Raw genomic sequence first — 22,142 nt, 5'->3', positions numbered from 1 at the left:
TGACTTTTTAATAATTTAGGTGAAGTAATAGTATTAACTAACGCTTTTTACCATAAAAAAAACCAGAGTAAATACATGCTCTGGTTTTTTTATTGAAATAGTTAACCTAGTCTCAGGACTGTAGGTTTATTGTGTTTTTAGGCTTAGAATAACCCAATGTATGAAGCATCTGTTGTTCCTGTTTGTAAGGTAGCACCTGTAGTGTAACCATCTGCACTTGTAGAACTAGGATCAAAAATATAAACATTGCCTACACCTCCTAAAGATGCTAAAGCCATATATAATTTGCCATCAATGATGCTTGCCCATTGGTACTGACGTAACCATAAATCTAATGGGATATTCATTTTAATTGCTGTTTTATTATACACATCAACACGTACAATATCCCAATTAGAACTTGCACTATCTCCTAAATCTGTATTTAAAACAGGTACATAACCGATACCATTACCGACATAAAACCAACCTGTATTAGCTTCTGCATTATGACCTAAAATCGATTTAATATCAAATTTGCCATAAGCTGTATCGTAAGCTCCGTTACTGATTTTCATAATTGAAGCATCTCCAGACGTTATTAGTTGGTAGGTATCTCCATTTTCATCTTTATGAGCAACAGGTGTTCTGTAACCATTTGTAGATCCTTGTGCTAATGTTGAGGTTATTGTTGTTTCGTTTTCTAAAGAAGGATAATCTACAACTAAGGTTTCAACGTTATCATAAACCATAGTGCCATTCTCACCAGTTAAAGCGTCGTAAAAACGTTTAGCAACTCCGTAATATAGTTTGCCATTTGTGATAACAGGAGCATCAATACGAAAGGTATGAATACCTTCTGTAGATTCATCTTCATTATAAGGAAAAGCAAATGAGGCATTTTCTAAAACCGTCATCGTATTTAAATCTACACGTGCTAAAGTCACTGTAGCATTCGTTTTTACATATGGAGAGGATTCATCATTTGGGTCTTCATAGATGTTTTCTGTAGTTACGTTGTGTAACATCGCGTAGTTGTCATCAATTTTTGTCCAACGTGGATAGGCAGTTCCCATTACAGCTTGAATATCCGTTGTTAAAAGTAAATTATAGTTTTGTCCGTTGATATAGTCATATTTAGCAATATCACCGCCACCATAATTTAAGTTATATACCGTTTCACCATCATTAGACGTATATAATCTTGCGGTACGTGTCGATGGAATCTCTTGACCGTAACCATTAAATGTAAACGTTTTATTTGGGTCGTTAAGCTCTTCTACAGTGACTCCTTGCGTGTAAGTTTCTGATTCACCTGTTGGGCTAGAGCCTATAACTAAGTGGTAAGGTCTATAAGCCGATTCGGTAGGAGTTGTAGATGGAGCGTCGTCCTCACTACATGAAAAAGAGGTCAAAGCTAAAGCCGATACACAGGCGATACTTAAAAGTGATTTAATATTGTAATTCATAATTTTTAAATTAAAATTGTGTTTATAAAATTGTAAATGAAAGTTTGCCATAAAACCCTCTTCCAGGTTTTTGAAGCGCGTAATTGTCGAATAATTGATTGTTTAATATGTTTTTTACATCAAAGCTTAGTGAAACTTTATTTTTTGGAAATGTGTAAGCAAAGCCAGCATCAAATGAAACTTGATTAGGAATTACCGTTTTTCCTGAGCCACCAAGGACACTACTACCTCTAAAAAAATCGTGTACATATAGTAAATTAGAATATGTAGATAGCCTAGACCCTTTTTGAATAAAATTCTGTGTGTTGAATTTTATGTTATAGTTCATTGTAAAATAGGGTGTATTGGCAAGTCTTTCGTAGCTTGGCGTAATTAGGTTACCATTCACATCATAGGTTACATTATAATCTCTAGCATTAAAAAAGGAAGAGTTGGCACTAAAAAAAAGCCTTTCCTTAAAATTATAGTCTAATGTGAAATCTACACCTTCGGTATAAATCTTTCCGATGTTAGAGTTTTCAAAAAATTCTTCGTTACTGCCTGTCGGAAACTGCATAATTAAATCTTCCGTGTCTCTAATAAATAGATTAGCTGTAATTCCAAACGTATGTTCTTTAAGCTTTAAGTTATCGTAGGTAAATCCTAGATTGTAGTTGTTGCTGTGCTCTGGTTTTAAATTCACTGAAGCATTTAAATTTGCTGCTACATTACCAAAAACCTCATTGGCTTCTGGTAAACGGAGGGCTTTCTCTGCAGACCCAAATACGGTTAATTTAGGAGAAATCGAATACGAAATGGATCCACCAAAACCAAAATCGTTAGAAGTGATGTTATTTTCTTCAATATTAATGGTTGAATTGGATGTGTTAGAACTTCGTGTTCGTAGTTTAGAAGTTCTATCCATATAATACGATTTTCCAAAAACTGAAGTTCTTAGTTTTTCATCAAAGGCACTATTTTCAAATGAAAGTGTTAGTATAGATTTCAAATATTTGCGTTCTTCTTTTAGTGCATTTTCTGCTGCAGGCAGCATTGGGTCATCAGAATCTCGTGTAAACGTGTTTAATAAATGATTTAACTGAATGGTATTATTGTCATTAGTGTGGTAGGCCACATTAGTACGTGCGTTAATAGTTTCGTCAATATCCTTCTGTAGTGTTGGGTCTCCTGCTTCTGCGCCTGTGGCCCAAACATCAGGATCATTATAATAACTAGTAGGATAACCTAACCAGCTGTACTGTGTTGCAATAGTATCTATGGTTTTTCGATTGAGACGCGAATACGATGCAAACGCACTGACATCTAAATTTTTAAGAACTTCTTTTTTTGCATAATCTAGACTATACATCTTGGTGTTTTGCTCTGTAAATCGGTTACCATATACTATTTCCATGGTGGCACCAGTTTGAATTTGTTGATCCATATTGGAAAGTAAAACACCAGCCAACAACTTATCTGCCCAAGAAACATTTGTATATCCAAATTCAGCTTTACCGCCTTGAGATCTGTAGCGATCATGAAAACGTTTCGCTCTAATATAAACATCAGGTGTGCCGGCAGAAAGCGCAACAGCAACTTGGTCTCCCCAAACTTCATAATCATTATCGGCATAGTTTATAAAGGCAGAACCTCTAGCAGTGAAGCCGTTTTTGTTATTTCTGTACCCTCCATTAATATCGGTGTGGTAGGTTCCGAATGACCCTGCAGAAATAGACGCTTTTAATTCATTTTTGGTAATATCATTTAGCACAACATTTATAGCTCCACCCATGGCATCATCAGATAAATGTGGAGGTACAACACCTTTGTAAACTTCAATACGCTTAATTAAAGACGGAGGAATACTGTTTAATGAAAAAGAGGGCCCAAAATTCCGAATTGGAACTCCGTCAATAAAAATTTTGACTGAATTCCCTGTCATCCCATTTAAGTTATAATGTGCGTGAGATCCTAAACCACCAGACTGACGGACTCTAACACCAGCAGATTGATCTAGTAATTCGTTAACTTGTATCGATTGAATTGCCGCTTCTTTAGTTTCTATAACATTAACTGCAAATCCTTTTTCTTCAATTTTTTGTTGAACGGTTTTAGATCTTACAACAACTTCATCTAAGGCTGAAACTTCTAAAGTAACGTTAACTTCTTGGTTTTTTGATGCTAAATCTACCGTTACGGTTTTGGGTATGTCGTTTAGTGAATAAAAGGCTATTGTATAAGTTCCGTATGGGATATCTTTAAAGCTATAGCTACCATTTATATTAGAGTTTGTTTCTTTCGTGATGTCATTCCCATTTAGTACTATAAATGTAGAAACAGCAGGTTCGTTAGAATCGTATTTTACCTTTCCGTAGAAACGGCCGTTCTGACTAAAACCAACTATGCTGTAAGCCAAGAATAAAAAAACAGAAAATATTTTGAATAGGGACACAACTAAATTTTTGGCAAAAATATCCTTATTTATATTTATTCCAAATAAAAATAGTGATTATTTTTATTTATTTTAAAGACGTGATAAGAGCGTGTAAAATCATAAAGTAAGATTTATTCTTCACTGATTTTTAGGGTAATTGATTTGTCAATTTTATAAAGGTCTAAGACCGAATAGCATGCTTTGGCTTCAAAAACCTAAAAAGAAGTCAAATTTTTTATTTTTTTGACGCAACCATTTTACACTTTATGCATCTACTAAATGAAAAAGGAAATGATTGCTATGATTGCCCTTAAAAAGTTGAATTGTTTTTCTGCTTTTTAACATAAACTAGTAAAGCATTAGGTGTTTCAGTTATCGTTTATTATCCCTCAATAATTGTTAAGCCGATGTAGATTAACTTTTTAATTTGTTTTAAGTTGGTAAGTTAATCTAGTAAAGCACTTTGAAATATTCAAGGTGCTTTTTTTTGTGCTTATTCTAAAGCATTTCAGTAAAAATTATACCTTTGCATCATATTATTTATTTAATTCTTTAACCTTAAAAATTAGTATAGCATGCAACTGTACAATAACTTAAGTGCTAAGGAGAGAGCAGAACTTATTGAACAAGCGGGAAAAGAACGCTTAACAATCTCTTTCTACAAGTACGCCAAAATTAACAATACCGAAATTTTTAGAAATCACCTATTTCTTGCTTGGGACCAATTAGAGGTTCTTGGAAGGATTTACGTAGCTAACGAAGGTATTAATGCCCAACTTTCTGTACCTGCAGAAAATTTTGAGCTATTCAAAAACCATTTAGACACCATTTCATTTTTAGAAAATGTAAGATTAAATATTGCTATTGAGCATGATAATTTTGCCTTTTTAAAGTTGAAAGTTAAAGTGCGTAACAAAATTGTCGCAGACGGTTTAAACGATGCGTCTTTTGATGTGACTAATAAAGGAGTCCATGTTAATGCTGAAAAGTTTAACGAGCTTATTGAAGACCCAAACACCGTTTTGGTAGATATGCGAAACCATTACGAAAGTGAAATCGGTCATTTTAAAAATGCCGTAACACCAGATGTAGATACGTTTCGTGAGTCTTTAGATTTAATTGAAGAAGATTTAAGAGAACACAAAGAAGATAAAAAACTAGTCATGTATTGTACTGGCGGAATCCGTTGCGAAAAAGCAAGTGCCTATTACAAGCATAAAGGCTTTAAAAACGTATTTCAATTAGAAGGTGGTATTATTAACTACGTGCGTCAAATTGAAGCTGAAGGTTTAGAAAATAAATTCTTAGGTAAAAATTTCGTGTTCGACGAAAGACGATCAGAGCGTATAAGTGATGATGTTATTGCCAATTGTCACCAATGTGGGGAGCCAGCAGATTTACATACCAACTGTGCTAATGAAGCCTGTCATTTATTATTTATTCAGTGCGATTCTTGTAAAGAAAAAATGGAAAACTGTTGTTCTTCAAACTGTATGGAAATAAATCGATTGCCTTTTGAAGAGCAAAAAGCATTACGAAAAGGACAAGGTAATAGTAATGATATTTTCAAAAAAGGACGTGCAGACCATTTGCCTTTTAAAAAGGATTTGCGGAATATTTTTGAAACTATGAAACCTAAAGCATAGATAAATGTCATATTGAGCGGAGTCGAAAAGGTCTTAAGAACGAAGATCAAAAGGTTTTCGACTGCGCTCAGACTGACAACTGCTCTTTATGTCTTAATAAGCTTAATTGTTTTTTTTTGGTTACCATCTCCCTCTAGTGTTAAGAAGTACATCCCTTTAGAAAGTTTTTCTAAGTTTAATTCTTTAATGCCTTCTTCAGAATTTTTATTAAATTCTAAAATTGATTTTCCTAAAACATCAACAATACGAGCCGATTTTATTTTAGTTTTTGAATAGATGTTTACAATAGCATTAAACGGATTTGGATAGATTGAAGTGGATTTAAAATCTTCTTCATCAACGTTTAAAGAACCCGTAACATTGAACATATTTGTAACTGTTTGATCTAGATAGGTTGCTTCCCATTTCCATTCACCATCCATGTCATAAATATTTGAAAAATTCCAATAAAACCAAGATGCGTTGTAATTTGCTGTAAAAGGAAAATTCCAATTGTAAACTTCTGTATTATCTGGTCTTATAACTTTTAGATTAATGCTTGTGCCATTCACTTGATCTCTCATGTATAGTCCAAAATGGATGTCATCAGAAGCATCAAAATCAGTACTTTCATTGGTTATTTCTTGCGTTGGGCAATCTGGGAAGACAGGAATAGTACTATGAGTAAGTACAGCATTGATGTTTGGATTAGTATAAGGTTTTTGGTCTTGCCACCAAGAGTCTGTATTCATAGTATTACAATCTCCAGCATAAGGGTCAACCAAGATGTCTTGTCCTACTCCATCCCATTCAATTTCAGAATATACTTCAAAATGTAAATGAGGGCCACTAGAGTTGCCAGAACTGCCTACGATTCCTAAAAATTCACCTTCGGTTACCATATCTCCGACGTTTTTTGTAGTTAATGAGTTCTGTTTCATGTGACCATATACAGCTGCACTTCCATCGGTATGCTGTATAACTACGACATTCCAATTGTTTATGTCACTTGCTGCTGAACAAGTTCTATCTTCCATAGCGCTTATTTTAAGAATAATTTGACCAGGAGCACCAGCAATAATTTCGACATCATCGTTATCCATCATTTTCCATTGAAATGGCCAATTGAAAATATCAATTCCCCAATGATTATAACCTGATGCTGTATCGTAAGTTTTAGATCCACAATTATAATCTAAAACTTGATTTGGATATGATAGGTTTTGATCGACATAATTAGAAATACCCCACACGTCATTATATTCAAGACCATCTTTCTTTTTTACAGGCCAAATAAACAGGGGGTGACCGCCAGATTTGTGGTATTTGCTAAAAACCAGTTTTTTCTCAAGTTTTAATTGTTGAATTCCGTTTTTAATGTCACTTAGAAGCACTTCTCGTTGAACATCTGTTAAACATGGTGTTTTGTTCGCATTAAAAATAAATTCACCTCCACCACTTGGTGTTAGCGAATTTTGAGTATAACTAAAACTAAAAAACAGAAAAAAGAAAACGAGCGATGTAATTTTTTTAGATGTCATAATAATTAGAGTATTGGTTAATATTATGTAATCGAAACGTTTCAAAAATGTGAGCATTAAATTTTTATAGAGTAATATAATTACGGCGTATAGCAATAACAAAGCAGACTTTAGATAACTAAAGAAATAATATTATCTTTACTCATTAATTATTTACGAATCCTATATCTAAAATCCAATAGTTTTTAGATTTAATATATAAAATTTTTATGGCTTGTAACAGTTGCTCAACTGGTGAAGATGGCCAACCAAAAGGATGCAAAAACAACGGAACTTGTGGTACAGATAGCTGCAACAAATTGACTGTTTTTGATTGGTTAGCTAATATGTCGCTTCCTAACGGACAAGAACCCTTTATTGGTGTCGAAGTGCGTTTTAAAAATGGCAGAAAACATTATTATAAGAACACAGAAAACCTCACACTAAGCATTGGTGATATTGTGGCAACACAGGCAAAGTCTGGTCACGATATTGGTATGGTTACTCTTACTGGTGAATTGGTAAGTATACAAATGAAGCGTAAGAAAGTAAGACTTGACGATGCTGAAAATGTTTTAAAAATATATAGAAAAGCGTCTCAGAAGGATATTGATATTTGGTCAGAAGCTAGAGATAGAGAAGAGCCAATGAAGGTAAAAGCACGTCAATTTGCTATAGATTTAAAGCTGAAAATGAAAATTTCGGATATTGAATTTCAAGGTGACGGGAGTAAAGCTACATTTTACTACACTGCAGAAGAACGTGTAGATTTTAGAGAGTTAATTAAAGTCTTCGCACGCGAGTTTAGAACACGTATTGAGATGAAGCAAGTTGGCTTTAGACAGGAAGCGGCAAGACTTGGTGGAATTGGTTCTTGTGGTAGAGAATTGTGTTGTTCTACATGGTTAACGGATTTTAGATCTGTGAGCACTTCAGCGGCACGATATCAGCAACTATCTTTAAACCCATTAAAGCTTGCAGGACAATGTGGTAAGCTAAAATGTTGTCTTAATTATGAGTTAGATTCTTATTTAGATGCGCTAAAAGCGTTTCCTAAGACGGATACTAAATTGTATACTGAAAAGGGAAATGCGGTTTGTCAAAAAACAGATATTTTCAAAGGCTTAATGTGGTACGCTTATGAAGGTGAATGGATGAATTGGCACATTATCACTACAGAACAAGCTAATGAAATTATTAAGAAGAACAAGAATAAAGAAAAAGTAGCAAGTTTAGAAGAATATGCTGTTGAGCATATTGAGGACACTAAAAACGAGTTTGAAAACGTTGTAGGTCAAGATAGTTTAACACGTTTCGATAATCTAAAATCGAATAAGAAACGTAAAAACAATAAGAACAATCAAAATAACAACAAAAACAAACCTCGAAATAGAAACCGGAATCAAAATTCTAATGCAAAGCCAAAGCCAAAGCCAAATGCTAAGAAAAATTAACAGGTTATTTCTTGTAGTCATCAGTTGTTTTTTATTTACCAATTGTGATTCTAATGCCGTTTTTGATACTTATAAATCAGTGCCGAACCAATGGCATAAAGATTCGATAGCGACTTTTAATTTTAAAGCACCAGATACCTCAAATAGTTACAATTTATATGTTAATTTAAGAAATACTGACGCTTATAAGTTTAGCAATTTATTTCTTATTGTAGAGATGAACTACCCTAACGGAAAGGTTGTTAAAGATACTTTAGAATATAAAATGGCAGCACCAAATGGTGAACTTTTAGGTACTGGATTTTCAGATTTAAAAGAAAATAAATTGTGGTTTAAAGGTTATAAAGAACCATTTGTATTTAACGAAGAAGGTGATTACACTGTTAATATTCAACATGCCATGCGAAGCAATGGTGTTGTTAATGGTGTAGAAAACTTACAAGGTATAACAGATATTGGTTTTAGAGTAGAACAAGCTCAAAAGTAGTGAATATGGCAAAAAAGAAAACAACGAAATCTAAATCAGAAACTTTAGATTTTTCAAAATATGTACGTTGGTTTTGGATAGTATTTTTAGGTGGCATCTCAGCCGTAGTGTTAATATTTTTATTAGCATCTTGGGGAGTATTAGGTGAAATGCCAGATTATACAAGATTAGAAAATCCTGAAACCAATCTGGCTTCAGAAATAATATCTTCCGATGGTGAAACATTAGGCAAGTTTTATTTTGATGATAACAGAACTCCAATTGGTTATGAAGATTTACCAAAAAATTTAGTAGATGCCTTAATCGCTACAGAAGACGTCCGTCATTATGAGCATTCTGGGATCGATGGACGCGGTACGCTTAGAGCTTTTGTTTTTTTAGGAAGTAAAGGTGGAGCAAGTACCATATCACAACAGTTGGCTAGACAATTATTTATTGGAGTTAGGGATAAAGACAATACAACAAATGCTATAATTCAGAAAATACAAGAATGGGTCATAGCCATTCGTTTAGAGCGCCAATACACAAAGGAAGAAATTATTGCCATGTATTTTAATATCTATGACTTTGGTAATAATGGTGATGGTATACGTTCTGCATCTCGAATTTATTTCGGAAAAGAGCCAAGAGACTTAGATGTAAAAGAATCGGCAATGTTGGTTGGTATGTTTAAGAATTCTTCTTTATACAATCCTAGACCACACAAAAACCCTGTAGGTGTTAGAAATAGGCGAAATGTGGTATTAGCTCAAATGGCTAAATACGATTACATCACAGAAACTGAAAAAGATTCGCTTCAAAAAACAGAATTAGATTTAAATTATTCACCTGAATCTCATAGAGAAGGGATTGCGACATATTTTAGAGAATACCTAAGGGGTTTTATGAAAGATTGGGCAAAGGATGATAAGAATAGAAAGCCAGATGGTAGTAAATACGATTTATATACTGATGGACTTAAGATTTTTACCACTATAGATTCTCGCATGCAGCAGTATGCTGAAGATGCTGTAGGGAAGCACATGCCAAGGTTGCAGGCGGAATTTGACAACCAGAATACTCCAGAGCGCAATAAAACAGCGCCATTCCGAGAACTTAATACTTCGGAGATTAATAAGTTGATGAATGACGGTATGAGACGTGGCGAGCGTTGGAGAATTCTTAAAAATCAAGGGAAATCAGATAAGGAGATTGAAGCATCTTTTCAAAAACCAACTGAAATGACGGTTTTTAAATGGATAAATGGTAAACCGAGTGAAGTAGATACGGTTATGAAGCCAATAGATTCCATGCGTTATTATAAATCATTTTTACGCACAGGAATGATGTCTATGGATCCGAATACAGGTCATGTAAAAGCTTGGGTTGGCGGTATGAATTACCGACACTTTCAATATGATATGGTAAAGCAAGGAAAGCGTCAAGTAGGTTCTACATTTAAGCCTTTTGTCTACGCCACAGCAATCGATCAATTACAGTTGTCTCCTTGCGATATATTTCCAAGAACCCCAATTACTATTGAGGCGAATAAGTTCGGAAATCCAGAGCCTTGGACCACTAAAAATTCTGATGGTAATTATTCAGGTGAGCAAACGCTAAAAGATGCTTTAGCAAGTTCAACAAACACAATTACAGCACGTTTAATGAATGAAGTTGGACCTCAACCTGTAGTTGAAATGGCAAAAAAACTAGGTGTTACGTCAGATATTTTACCAGTGCCAGCCATTGCTTTAGGAACAGCAGATATCAGCGTTTATGAGATGGTTGCAGCGTATTCTACGTTTGCAAATAAAGGAGTTTACAACAAGCCTGTAATGGTGACGCGTATTGAAGATAAGAATGGTACAATTCTATACCAATTTGCTCCTGAGAGTAAAGATGTTTTAAGTGAAGAAGTAGCTTATGTTACTGTAAATTTAATGGAAGGTGTTACGAAAGCGGGCTCTGGAGGACGTTTAAGATCTAAAGGGGTTGATAAGTACAATAAAATGTATCAAGAAGTAATGACAGGCTATCCTTATGATTTGCAAAATCCTATTGCTGGTAAAACAGGTACTACGCAAAACCAAAGTGATGGTTGGTTTATGGGTATGGTGCCAAACCTAGTGACTGGTGTTTGGGTTGGTGCAGAGGATAGAGCAGTTCATTTTAGAACAATTACTTATGGTCAAGGTGCGTCTATGGCATTACCAATTTGGGGCTTGTATATGAATGCATGCTATGCCGATGAAACTTTAAATGTCTCTAATGGAGCATTTGAGAAACCTTTAAATTTAAAAATAGATATAGACTGTACAGCTAAAGATGAAGGAGATCTCGTTGATGAGTCAGATGGTGTCGAAAATATCGAATTCGATTTCTAAGACTATCTAAAAGTCACACCCTTATTTTATGATTATTAATTATAAGTTTTGGACATAGTTTTGTATTTTTCAGAAGCAAAATTTTTCAAAATATGATTAATAAAAAAGTGGCCAATATTTCTGAAGCCTTAAAAGGAGTCAGTGATAATATGACCTTTATGTTCGGTGGTTTTGGCTTATCTGGAATACCAGAAAATGCCATTGCCGACCTCGTAAAACGTAATATAAAAGGACTAACCTGTATTTCTAATAATGCTGGAGTCGATGATTTTGGTTTAGGCTTATTACTACATCAAAAGCAAATTAAAAAGATGGTCTCATCTTATGTTGGAGAGAACGATGAGTTTGAACGACAAATGCTTTCAGGTGAGTTAGACGTTGAATTAATTCCTCAAGGTACCTTAGCGGAACGTTGTAGAGCTGCACAAGCGGGATTTCCTGCAATATACACACCTGCTGGCTATGGAACAGAAGTCGCAGAAGGTAAAGAAACCAGAGAATTTGATGGAAAAATGTATGTGCTAGAACATGCATTTAAAGCTGATTTTGCTTTTGTAAAAGCATGGAAAGGTGATGCTGCCGGTAACTTAATTTTTAAAGGAACAGCCAGAAATTTTAATCCTGTAATGTGTGGAGCAGCAAAAATAACAGTTGCTGAGGTTGAAGAGTTAGTACCAGTGGGAGAGTTAGATCCTAATCAAATTCATGTACCAGGCATATTTGTACAACGCATATTTCAAGGTGAGATGTACGAAAAGAGAATTGAGCAACTAACGGTAAGACAAAAAGCATAGTTATGTTAGATAAAAACGGAATAGCAAAACGAATTGCAAAGGAAGTACAAGATGGATATTATGTAAACTTAGGTATTGGTATACCTACTTTAGTTGCTAATTATGTAAGAGATGATATCGAAGTAGAGTTTCAGAGTGAAAATGGTGTTTTAGGAATGGGACCATTTCCTTTTGAAGGAGAAGAAGACGCAGATATCATTAATGCAGGAAAACAAACTATAACAACCTTACCAGGGGCTTCATTTTTTGATTCAGCAATGAGTTTTGCTATGATTAGAGGTCAACATGTTGATTTAACGATACTTGGAGCCATGGAAGTGTCAGAAAATGGTGATATAGCCAATTGGAAAATTCCAGGTAAAATGGTTAAAGGTATGGGAGGTGCTATGGATTTAGTGGCCAGTGCAGAGAATATAATTGTGGCTATGATGCATACCAACAGAGTGGGTGAGTCTAAGTTGCTGAAAAAGTGCTCCTTACCATTAACGGGAGTTGGTTGTGTGAAGAAAATAGTAACGAACATTGCAGTTATAGAGGTTACTCCAAAAGGGTTTAAACTTTTAGAGCGTGCACCTGGAGTCTCTGTTGATGATATCAAAAATGCAACAGAAGGAGAGCTAATTATTGAAGGAGATATCCCTGAAATGAAATTGTAGATAATTCTATTATAAAAAATTGAAGCCACTAATTTTTAGTGGCTTTTTTGTGCGTAAATTCCTAATATTATATGTTAAACGTTAAAAATTAGCGTATTTCATCGATTTATAATGTATTTAACCTGATTAATTAAAAATATATTTCATATTGCAGTCCCCAAACAAAACTATTTTATTAACCTGATTTAACATAAAACGAAATTTACCTTTTTGCCCCAAATCTACCAAGAATTACTGCTTATGAAAACTAAATCAAATCTACCAGAACCTACTTTAAATGAAGATCACGGATTTTCAGCATTAGAAAACACTTTGGAGTTAGTCTCAAATGTTTTAAAATTAGCAAAAAGAGTATTCATGCTATAATCCTTTCGGAATAGCATGAATTAGCTTTTTTGTGTATGCTTGCTTTGGAGACGCATAAATATGATCTGCATCTCCAATTTCTTCAATTTTTCCTTGATTCATTACTAGTAATTGATCAGCCATATATTTTACAACGGCCAAATCGTGTGAAATAAATATATAGGTAAACCCAAATTGGGACTTTAAATCATTCAATAAATTTAAAACTTGTGCTTGTACAGAAATGTCTAAAGCCGAAACCGATTCGTCACAAACTATAAGTTGGGGTTCTAAAGCAATTGTCCTTGCGATACCCACACGTTGACGTTGACCTCCAGAAAATTCATGAGGATAACGATCAAAAGCTGAAGCATCTAAACCTACTTTTTCTAAAATATCTATTACTTTTTCTTTTCGTGCTTTGTTAGACGTTTCGATATTATGTACAATCATTGGTTCCATAATAGCATTGCCAACGGTTAACCGCGGATTTAAAGAAGCAAAGGGGTCCTGAAATATAATCTGAATATCTTTTCGTAACGTTCTCATGTCCGAACGGCTTAAATTAGTGATATCCTTTCCATTATATAAAATGCGTCCGGCTGTGGCTTTATCCAGCTGTAAAATCGCATTACCTAAAGTCGATTTACCACAACCAGATTCACCTACCAAACCTATAGTTTCACCAGGATATACTTTAAAACTTACACCATCAACAGCATTAAAGGGTTCGTCTTTTGTGAACCATCCTGTTTTTGAGTAATATGTTTTTTCAACATCTATAACTTCTAATAACGGTTTCTGTGCATATAGTTTTTCGTGATTTTCTGCTCTATCTAAATCTGAAACAATTGCTGTACTCACCTTATCAGTCATAAAATCTGAAATCGTTGGTAATTGTTTTAATCTAAATTTAGTTGAAGGTCGTGCTCCGATTAATGCTTTCGTATAATTATGTTCCGGACGATTAAATATGGTGTCCGTAGTGCCTTGTTCTACAATTTCGCCTCTATACATTACGAGGACACGATCTGCGAGTTCGGAAACCAAGGATAAGTCGTGAGAAATAAACAACACACTCATTTTTGTTTCGGTCTGAATGGTCTTCAACAACTCTAAAATTTCTTTTTGAACTGTTACATCTAGAGCTGTAGTTGGCTCATCCGCAATTAATAGTTTTGGTTTGCAGGCAATTGCCATGGCGATCATCACACGCTGTTTTTGTCCCCCTGAAATTTCATGAGGATAAGCTTTGTAGATACGTTCAGGATTTGGAAGCTTTACTTTTTCAAATAAATTTAATACTTCGGTCTTTAGTTCTGAATTAGATAATTTAAAATGTTGCTTTAAGATTTCTTCAACCTGTCTACCACATCGCATCGACGGATTTAAGGAACTCATAGGTTCTTGAAAAATCATCGCAATGTCTTTTCCTCTTTTGGCTTGAAATTCTTTTTCAGACAAACCAACTAGATTTTCATTTTTAAATAAGATAGAACCAGAAGTAATTTTAGAAATCTGCTTTGGTAATAAACCCATTAACGCTAATGATGAAATAGATTTTCCAGAACCAGATTCACCAACAACAGCTACAATTTCATTTGAATTAATATGAAATGAAATATTTTTAATAATTTCCTTTTCAATGTTATCCTTATAAAAGGAAATTTGTAGTCCTTCAACTTCTAATAATTTTTCATTTGCCATATGTAAATGTAGTTATTTTCTTCAATAGTGCTGTGGTAAAACCGTAACCTTAAAAAAGTCACCGATATTTCAGCGAAAACGTTTTCGTTAAATTGTTGTTTTAACAAAATTTTAATACTTTCATAGAAATTAATAGTAAAATAATCTTAAATAATCCCTATTTCGTATGAAAAAAAAGTATTTTAATGGTGTTTGTGTAATCTTGTTAATGCTGTCTGTTCTGTCAGCATATGCACAAACCGATCCTCAAAAAGAACAGATCACAAGTCGCTACGATAAGCAAGCGATTCAAGAATTAAGTGAGAATTTTGATAAACAAACTAAAGCCGAGAAAGATTTTGCGACACAAATGGCATTAGTTAATGGTTGGCCACTTATAATTAAAACTGAAGATTCTTATATGGAACTTCAAAAAATTTCTTCAGAAGGCAAACCTATTTATTATAGAACATTTAATGTTGCTGCGGCGAAATCTACGAGAGCGAATCATTTAAATTCTGGGGGTTCTTTAGGATTGAGCCTCGACGGTCAAAACATGATAGCACATGTTTGGGATGGGGGTTTAGCGCGTGCATCTCACCAAGAATATGATGGGCCTGGCGGTAATAACAGATTTTCGATAGGAGATGGCACCACAACCTTAAATTACCATTCTGCACATGTTACCGGAACTATTATAGCGTCTGGTGTCGTTGCTAATGCAAAAGGAATGGCTCCCCAGGCAAGTGCTGTGGGTTACGAATGGAATAACGATACTTCTGAGGCCGCAACTGCTGCAGGAAACGGAATGTTAATTTCAAATCATTCTTATGGGTATGCGGCTAGAAATTCAGCAGGGCAAGCTCAATTGCCTAGTTATTATTTTGGAGGTTATATCACGGACTCTAGAGATTGGGATGAGATTATGTTTAATGCGCCAAATTATTTAATGGTTGTTGCCGCAGGTAATGATGGTTCTGATAATTCAGCAAATAGTTCACCTTTAGCTGGAAATTCTTCCTATGATAAACTTTCTGGTCATGCAACAGCTAAAAACAACATAGTTGTGGCCAATGCTAATGATGCTAATATTGATGCTAACGGAAACCTTGTAAGTGTAACGATAAACAGTAGTAGTAGCGAAGGACCTACAGATGATTATAGAATTAAGCCAGACATTACAGGTAATGGGACAGCTGTATATTCTACATACGAGTCTAGTAATACAGCATATGCTAGTATCACTGGTACGTCTATGGCATCACCAAATGTTGCTGGTTCTTTATTATTACTGCAACAACATGCTAATAATGTAAATGGAAGTTATATGCGCGCTGCGACTTTAAAGGGATTGGCGCTTCATACTGCGGATGATGCTGGTTCTAGTGGACCTGATGCTGTTTTTGGCTGGGGTTTAATGAATACTAAGCGTGCTGCAGAAGCAATTACAAACAATGGAAATGCATCTAAAATTGAAGAGTTAACATTATCTAATGGACAATCGTATCAAATTACTGTAGATTCTGACGGCATAAATGATTTGTATGCCTCAGTTTCTTGGACAGATAGAGCGGGAACAGCTTCTACATCTGTGAATTCTACAGCATCTAATTTAGTTAATGATTTAGATATTAGAGTTACTAAAGGAGGTACAAGTTATACTCCTTGGAGATTAACAGGAGTCACAACAAATGGAAAAGGAGATAATACAAAAGATCCGTACGAACGTGTAGATGTAGCAAATGCTTCAGGAACGTATACGATTACAATTACGCACAAGGGCTCATTAACAGGTGGAAGTCAAAATTATTCCTTAATTGTTACAGGCTTATCTCAAACGCCAATAGTTTGTAGCGCAACAACACCAACAGGTTTATCCATTGATGGGTTTGGGTCTTCTACGGCAACAGTATCTTGGGATGCTGTATCTGGAGCGTCATATGATTTTAGATACCGTCAAGTCGGAACATCGACATGGACATCATCTGCAGTTTCAGGAACATCAACATCTTTGTCTGGTTTATCTTCAGAAACGTCTTATGAAGTGCAAGTAAGAAGTCAATGTGCAGATAGTTCAACATCAAGTTATACAAGTTCAGTAAACTTTACAACAACAGAAGTGCAATTAAATTATTGTACATCTACAAGTAGTAATGTTAATGATGAGTACATTAGTAGAGTGCAATTAGGAACTATTAATAATTCCTCTGGAGCACAGTTTTATTCGGATTTTACAAATATGTCAACCAACTTAACCCAAGGTCAAACTTATACGGTAAGTGTAACTCCAACTTGGACGGGAACGCAATATAATGAAGGGTATTCCGTATGGATTGATTATAACCATGATGGTGATTTCTCAGATTCGGGAGAACAAGTTTTATCACAAGCAGCAACACAAACGTCACCTGTTAGCGCAAGCTTTACAATACCAGCAGGAACCTATTCTGGAGCTACAAGAATGCGTGTGTCTATGAGTTATAATGCGATTCCTACAGCGTGTCAATCATTTACTTATGGTGAAGTTGAAGATTACACCGTTAACTTAATTGCAGGCACTGCAGATACAACAGCGCCAGTTATTACGCTGAACGGAGCAGCAACAATTAACTTAGAAGTTGGAGATACTTATAATGAGTTAGGGGCAACAGCAACCGATAATATTGATGGTAATTTAACGTCTAGTATTGTAATTACAGGAACGGTTAATACCAATTCCGCGGGAACTTATACCAAATATTATAATGTAAGCGACGCCGCAGGAAATGCCGCAACGCAACGTACAAGATCGATTGTTGTATCACAACCTGCAGACACAACTGCACCAGTAATTACCTTAACAGGAGCATCAACAATTAACTTAGAAGTTGGAGATACTTATAATGAGTTAGGGGCAACTGCAACTGATAATATTGATGGCAACTTAACATCGAGTATCATAATCACAGGAACGGTAAATACCAATTCAGCAGGAACATACACCAAATATTATAATGTTAGTGATGCCGCTGGAAACTCAGCAACACAACGTATAAGATCTATTATAGTAACCCAACCTTCTACAGGTGATTGTTCAGGTGGTATTTCTACATTCCCATATTCTGAAAGTTTTGAAAACACTTTAGGATCTTGGTCTCAAAGTTCTAGCGATGATTTTAATTGGACAAATAGAAGTGGAAGTACTCCATCTAGTAGTACTGGCCCTTCAAGTGCTGATGCTGGTTCTTATTATTTATTTATGGAATCTTCTTCTCCTAATTATTCAACAAAAAGAGCCATTTTAAACTCTCCTTGTTTTGATTTAGGAAGTGCTTCTCAAGCGACGTTTATGTTTAAATACCATATGTATGGAGCATCTTCTATGGGAAGTTTAGCTGTAGAGTTAAGTGATGACAATGGAGCAACTTGGACAAGTATTTGGAGTGAATCTGGTAACCAAGGAAATTCATGGTTAACAGGGAGTGTGAATTTAGCTGCTTATGTTGGTGGATCTATTCAATTACGTTTTAATGGAGTCACAGGAACAACTTGGCAAGGTGATATGGCTATTGATGCTGTTAATCTTACTACAGGTGGAGGTTCTAGTTCTTGTTCTGATGTGTCGCTTTCAATTACATTTGATAATTATCCTGAAGAAACGGCTTGGAGTATAAGAGATGCATCTGGCAGTACAGTGGCTTCTGGAGGAACTTATGGCTCTCAGGCAGATGGTTCTACTTTAACTGTTGATGTAGGCTGTTTAGAAGATGGTTGCTACGATTTTATAATTACTGATGTTTATGGAGATGGTATTTGCTGTTCTTATGGGAATGGTTCTTATTCATTAACAAATTCAGATTCAGGAATTACATTAGCATCAGGTGCATCATTTACAAGCTCACAAACTACTAATTTCTGTTTAGGTAACGTGGGGAATTCAACCTTAGATACTAATCCTGGTACAATTTCAGATAATCCAAACCAATATTTTAAAGTACATCCAAATCCTGTTAAGCAGACGCTTAATATTGATTTAGTTGGTTTTGAAGCACAAACGTTTCAAATTACAAATATGTTAGGGCAGACGGTAGCAAAAGGACGTTACACCTCTGCGATTGATGTCTCTAAATTTGATAGTGGTGTTTATATGTTACAAGTAAACATTGGCGAGAAAACTAAAGTACAGCGATTTATTAAGGAATAAGATCTTAGTGAATTAGTTGAAAATGAAAAGTCCAGATTTAAAATCTGGACTTTTTTTATATATGTTTTATTTCATTGTCGTGAAGTAATTCGTCTCCTCGCAATCTTAAGAAGATTTGAGCTACGGCAATCGTATCTTTTTCACAATAGACAACAATTCTGTCAATCTCTTTTTCTTTGTAATAAACATGATAGACTTCACTGCCATCAATATCATCTTTAGGTGAAGGAATGCCTAAAACGTTCGTCAATAATTTTAAAGAGGTGTATGTTTTGTAATCACCAAATTTCCATAACTCTAAAGTATCGAGATGTGGTACTTCCCATGGTTTTTTGCCGAAGAGATTTAGTTTGTGTGGTAATTCTATGTTGTGGATAATCATACGTCTTGCGATGTATGGAAAGTCGAATTCCTTACCGTTATGGGCACAAAGTAAGTGCTTATTAGAACTGAAATGTGAAATCAGTAAATTTTTAAAATCCTTTAATATTTTAATTTCATCGCCATAAAACGACGTAACTCTAAAGGTTCTCGATTCACCTTCTATATTAAAATACCCAACGGAAATGCATACAATTTTTCCAAACTCAGCCCAAATGCCTGCTCTGTCGTAAAATTCTTCGGCTGTAAATTCTTCTTTACGTTGATAACGCGATTTAGCATCCCAAAGCTCTTGTTTTGTTTTGTCTAAATCAGTGAAATTTTCCGTTTCAGGAACAGTTTCTATGTCTAAGAATAGAATGTGTTCTAGGTTGAGTTTTGAAATCATAGGTGTCAATTTTTAAACCTCAAAAGTTTAAAAAGCCTCAGAGATTTTAATTCTAAATAAGTCTATTTCTTCATCATCGCATAAGCTTCATCAATATAAACATAAAAATCCGAAGGGAAAAAATTAACTTTCTCAGGACTTCTATGATGTCCTAGTCTGATAATGATGACGTTATCTTCAGGAATCGTAATTACATATTGCCCTAAAATACCAATCATTGCAAAGGTGTGTTTATTGTTATAATCACTTACCCAAAAGCCATAACCATAAGGCTGACCTTTAAATCTAGATTGGGTTGACGTGGCTACAAAAGTAGAATCTAGTATTTGTTTGCCATTCCATTTTCCATGGTCTTTGTAGAGCTTACCAAAGCGTGCAAAATCTCGAGCATTACTAGAGATACAGCAAAAGGCTTTTGCTAATTTATTGTCGCCATCATCTAATTGCCATAAGGCATCATTTTCTGCCCCTAAAGGTTGCCAAAAACTTTCAGAAAGATAGGTTGCTAGTTGTTTTTCGGTGGCTTCTTTGATGACCATACCTAGCAATTGTGTACTACCACTTAAGTATTCAAATTCTTTGCCAGGCGTTTTTACGACTTTCTGATTTAAAATTGTTTCAGCTAAATCATCATCATAATTCGCTCTTGCCGTAATAGAGAATGGGCTTGTATAAGATTCTACCCAATCTAAGCCAGAAGACATAGACGATAAGTCGCCGACAGTTGTTTTTGTACCTTTAAATTGCGGGTAAAAATCACTGATGGGTTGATCTAAATTCTTTATATAGCCATCCATAATCGCCTTACCAAGTAAAGCTGAGGTGATACTTTTAGCCATTGAAAACGAATTGGTTTTAGAATCTTTACTGTAATCTTCAGCATAATTTTCATAGAAAATACTATCATTTTTTATAATAAGATATGCAACTGTACCAAACTCATCATTTGTTGTTTTTAACTTGTCTGTAGCAGTTACAGAATTGTATTTTGTGTGTAATGGCCAGGCATCCGTTGTTGTACCTTTTTTAATCGTATCATTTTCAAAATAAGGGTAATCGTCAATAAAGGCTGTAGAATGGCCTGTGAAATAAACAACACGGACACCTTTTAAGATGTAATCATAATCAAAAATATAAGCAGCAATAATTAATGCGACAATAATTCCGAGAAGCCATTTTAGTAGTTTTTTGATGAATTTCATAAGTAAGAATTTATAAATAAATGAAAGGGCATAGTCCTATGACTACGATTATAATTTAGATGAGGTATTAACTGATTTGTGTCTGTCGTTGATTTCCATAATTTCAAAAACAAATTTGATAATTACAAATGGTAGTATGGCTAAAGTGCTATTATAAGCACTTAAGTTAAATATGTCGTTATCCCAGTTCTTAGAGAAGAAAAACCATAGTAAAACTCCTAAAATAATGGATAGGTGAAGGGTGAGCATTCCTTTAGAAACGATATTGTGTGCTGATGGTTGTATGGTGTCGTCGTAATAATATTGAACAATTTCACGTCCCAAAAATCCTAAAACACTTATATTAAACCATAAATTTTTAAAGAAAAACACTTCGAAATTTCCTATAACGATATCAGAATCATTCCAGTCTAATAGGATTCCGAAACACACAAGAATAAAAATAAGATAAATACCAAGCATAAAAAAACGACTCTTTACCAGGCCTTTGTAGCGCTGTAAATGAATAATATTTTTGTTTTGAAATCTGCTTTTTAAAAAATCGAAAATAGTTTTAAGTAACTCATCAAACCAAAACAAGTAAATAATATAAAATACACTGACTTGTTTATTTACAATAGCTATAATAGTGATGATGCTTAGTACTATGAGTGATAGTATCTCGGCAATTCTAGATTTTTTTAGTCCTAAACTCATAACGTCTAAAATAAAGACTGTTGTTTATACTCACTTTCGTGATTTAGCAACCATTGTTTTCTATGCAACCCACCAGCATATCCCGTAAGACTTCCATCGCTTCCAATGACTCTATGACAAGGTATAATAATCCAAAGTGGATTTTTTCCGTTAGCACGAGCAGCAGCGCGTATGGCTTTTACATCACCTAATTGTTTTGATAATTGTAAGTATGAAATGGATTTACCAAATGGAATAGTTTCCAATTGTTTCCATACCTTTTTCTGAAATTCAGTGCCTTCAGGATGTAATTTTAAGTCGAAATTTTTTCTAGTAGTGTTGAAGTATTCTTTAAGCTGAATCACACAGTCTAATAATGCTTCAGGAATACTTTCCGATAATTCTTCTTGCGAATCTAAGATTGAAACAGAGGCAATACCATTCTCATTTCCGCTAATTTTGGCATGTCCAAGTGGAGTTTCAATATAGCAGGTTTGTAGAAGCGACTGTTCCAATAGAAGG

The 22,142-nt window shown here is 34.7% G+C and carries 16 protein-coding genes; 8 read left to right on the top strand and 8 right to left on the bottom strand.

The window, feature by feature from the left end; all coding sequences use genetic code 11:
* Positions 1-143 precede the first annotated feature (143 nt).
* Entirely contained in the window at positions 144-1,448 is a 1,305-nt protein-coding gene (locus tag BLT80_RS02130; RefSeq protein WP_139180999.1) for a hypothetical protein, read from the bottom strand.
* Between the two features lie 22 nt (positions 1,449-1,470).
* Positions 1,471-3,879, bottom strand: a complete 2,409-nt coding sequence (locus BLT80_RS02125) for a TonB-dependent receptor (RefSeq protein ID WP_092465934.1) — start codon at positions 3,877-3,879, stop codon at positions 1,471-1,473.
* A 557-nt stretch (positions 3,880-4,436) separates the two neighbouring features.
* Between BLT80_RS02125 and trhO the strand changes: the two genes are divergently transcribed.
* Positions 4,437-5,507, top strand: a complete 1,071-nt coding sequence (gene trhO / locus BLT80_RS02120; protein WP_092465933.1) for an oxygen-dependent tRNA uridine(34) hydroxylase TrhO — start codon at positions 4,437-4,439, stop codon at positions 5,505-5,507.
* Positions 5,508-5,593: 86 nt separating this feature from the next.
* On the opposite strand, the gene BLT80_RS02115 is transcribed toward trhO, so the two are convergent.
* Positions 5,594-7,027 (bottom strand): peptidoglycan DD-metalloendopeptidase family protein, encoded by a 1,434-nt coding sequence (locus BLT80_RS02115; RefSeq protein WP_175455530.1) that lies wholly within the window; start codon positions 7,025-7,027, stop codon positions 5,594-5,596.
* A 209-nt stretch (positions 7,028-7,236) separates the two neighbouring features.
* Here BLT80_RS02115 and BLT80_RS02110 point away from each other — a divergent pair, with 209 nt between their 5' ends.
* The 6 genes from BLT80_RS02110 (at position 7,237) to BLT80_RS20360 (ending at position 13,126) form a co-directional block, all read left to right on the top strand.
* Positions 7,237-8,460: a PSP1 domain-containing protein gene (locus BLT80_RS02110; RefSeq protein WP_092465931.1), complete on the top strand. Its 1,224-nt coding sequence runs from the start codon at positions 7,237-7,239 to the stop codon at positions 8,458-8,460.
* A complete protein-coding gene (locus BLT80_RS02105) occupies positions 8,444-8,947 on the top strand; it encodes a gliding motility lipoprotein GldH (protein ID WP_092465930.1) in 504 nt (167 codons plus the stop codon). The genes BLT80_RS02110 and BLT80_RS02105 overlap by 17 nt, the downstream gene beginning before the upstream one ends.
* Before the next feature lie 5 nt (positions 8,948-8,952).
* Positions 8,953-11,310 carry a penicillin-binding protein 1A gene (locus BLT80_RS02100; protein ID WP_092465929.1) on the top strand — a complete coding sequence of 786 codons (2,358 nt, stop codon included), beginning with the start codon at positions 8,953-8,955 and terminating at the stop codon, positions 11,308-11,310.
* 92 nt (positions 11,311-11,402) lie between these two features.
* Positions 11,403-12,104 carry a CoA transferase subunit A gene (locus BLT80_RS02095; protein ID WP_092465928.1) on the top strand — a complete coding sequence of 234 codons (702 nt, stop codon included), beginning with the start codon at positions 11,403-11,405 and terminating at the stop codon, positions 12,102-12,104.
* A 2-nt stretch (positions 12,105-12,106) separates the two neighbouring features.
* Positions 12,107-12,760 (top strand): CoA transferase subunit B, encoded by a 654-nt coding sequence (locus BLT80_RS02090; protein WP_092465927.1) that lies wholly within the window; start codon positions 12,107-12,109, stop codon positions 12,758-12,760.
* Between the two features lie 240 nt (positions 12,761-13,000).
* Positions 13,001-13,126, top strand: coding sequence for a hypothetical protein (locus tag BLT80_RS20360; RefSeq protein WP_262508015.1), 126 nt, complete (start codon positions 13,001-13,003; stop codon positions 13,124-13,126).
* Here BLT80_RS20360 and BLT80_RS02085 read toward each other — a convergent pair.
* Entirely contained in the window at positions 13,121-14,812 is a 1,692-nt protein-coding gene (locus BLT80_RS02085; protein WP_092465926.1) for an ABC transporter ATP-binding protein, read from the bottom strand. The two genes, BLT80_RS20360 and BLT80_RS02085, sit on opposite strands and share 6 nt — an antisense overlap.
* A gap of 166 nt (positions 14,813-14,978) precedes the next feature.
* Here BLT80_RS02085 and BLT80_RS02080 point away from each other — a divergent pair, with 166 nt between their 5' ends.
* Entirely contained in the window at positions 14,979-18,974 is a 3,996-nt protein-coding gene (locus tag BLT80_RS02080) for an immunoglobulin-like domain-containing protein (RefSeq protein ID WP_092465925.1), read from the top strand.
* Between the two features lie 55 nt (positions 18,975-19,029).
* On the opposite strand, the gene BLT80_RS02075 is transcribed toward BLT80_RS02080, so the two are convergent.
* The 4 genes from BLT80_RS02075 to BLT80_RS02060 form a co-directional block, all read right to left on the bottom strand.
* Positions 19,030-19,743 (bottom strand): 3'-5' exonuclease, encoded by a 714-nt coding sequence (locus tag BLT80_RS02075; protein ID WP_092465924.1) that lies wholly within the window; start codon positions 19,741-19,743, stop codon positions 19,030-19,032.
* A gap of 62 nt (positions 19,744-19,805) precedes the next feature.
* Entirely contained in the window at positions 19,806-20,945 is a 1,140-nt protein-coding gene (locus BLT80_RS02070; protein WP_092465923.1) for a serine hydrolase domain-containing protein, read from the bottom strand.
* A gap of 48 nt (positions 20,946-20,993) precedes the next feature.
* Positions 20,994-21,641, bottom strand: coding sequence for a DUF6498-containing protein (locus BLT80_RS02065; protein ID WP_092465922.1), 648 nt, complete (start codon positions 21,639-21,641; stop codon positions 20,994-20,996).
* A 5-nt stretch (positions 21,642-21,646) separates the two neighbouring features.
* Positions 21,647-22,135, bottom strand: coding sequence for a methylated-DNA--[protein]-cysteine S-methyltransferase (locus tag BLT80_RS02060; protein WP_092465921.1), 489 nt, complete (start codon positions 22,133-22,135; stop codon positions 21,647-21,649).
* Positions 22,136-22,142: the final 7 nt, after the last annotated feature.

It is taken from the genome of Winogradskyella thalassocola (assembly GCF_900099995.1).
Lineage (GTDB): Bacteria > Bacteroidota > Bacteroidia > Flavobacteriales > Flavobacteriaceae > Winogradskyella > Winogradskyella thalassocola.
The sequence above is the reverse complement of the archived record's forward strand: the minus strand, read 5'-3'. Positions and strand labels throughout refer to the sequence as shown.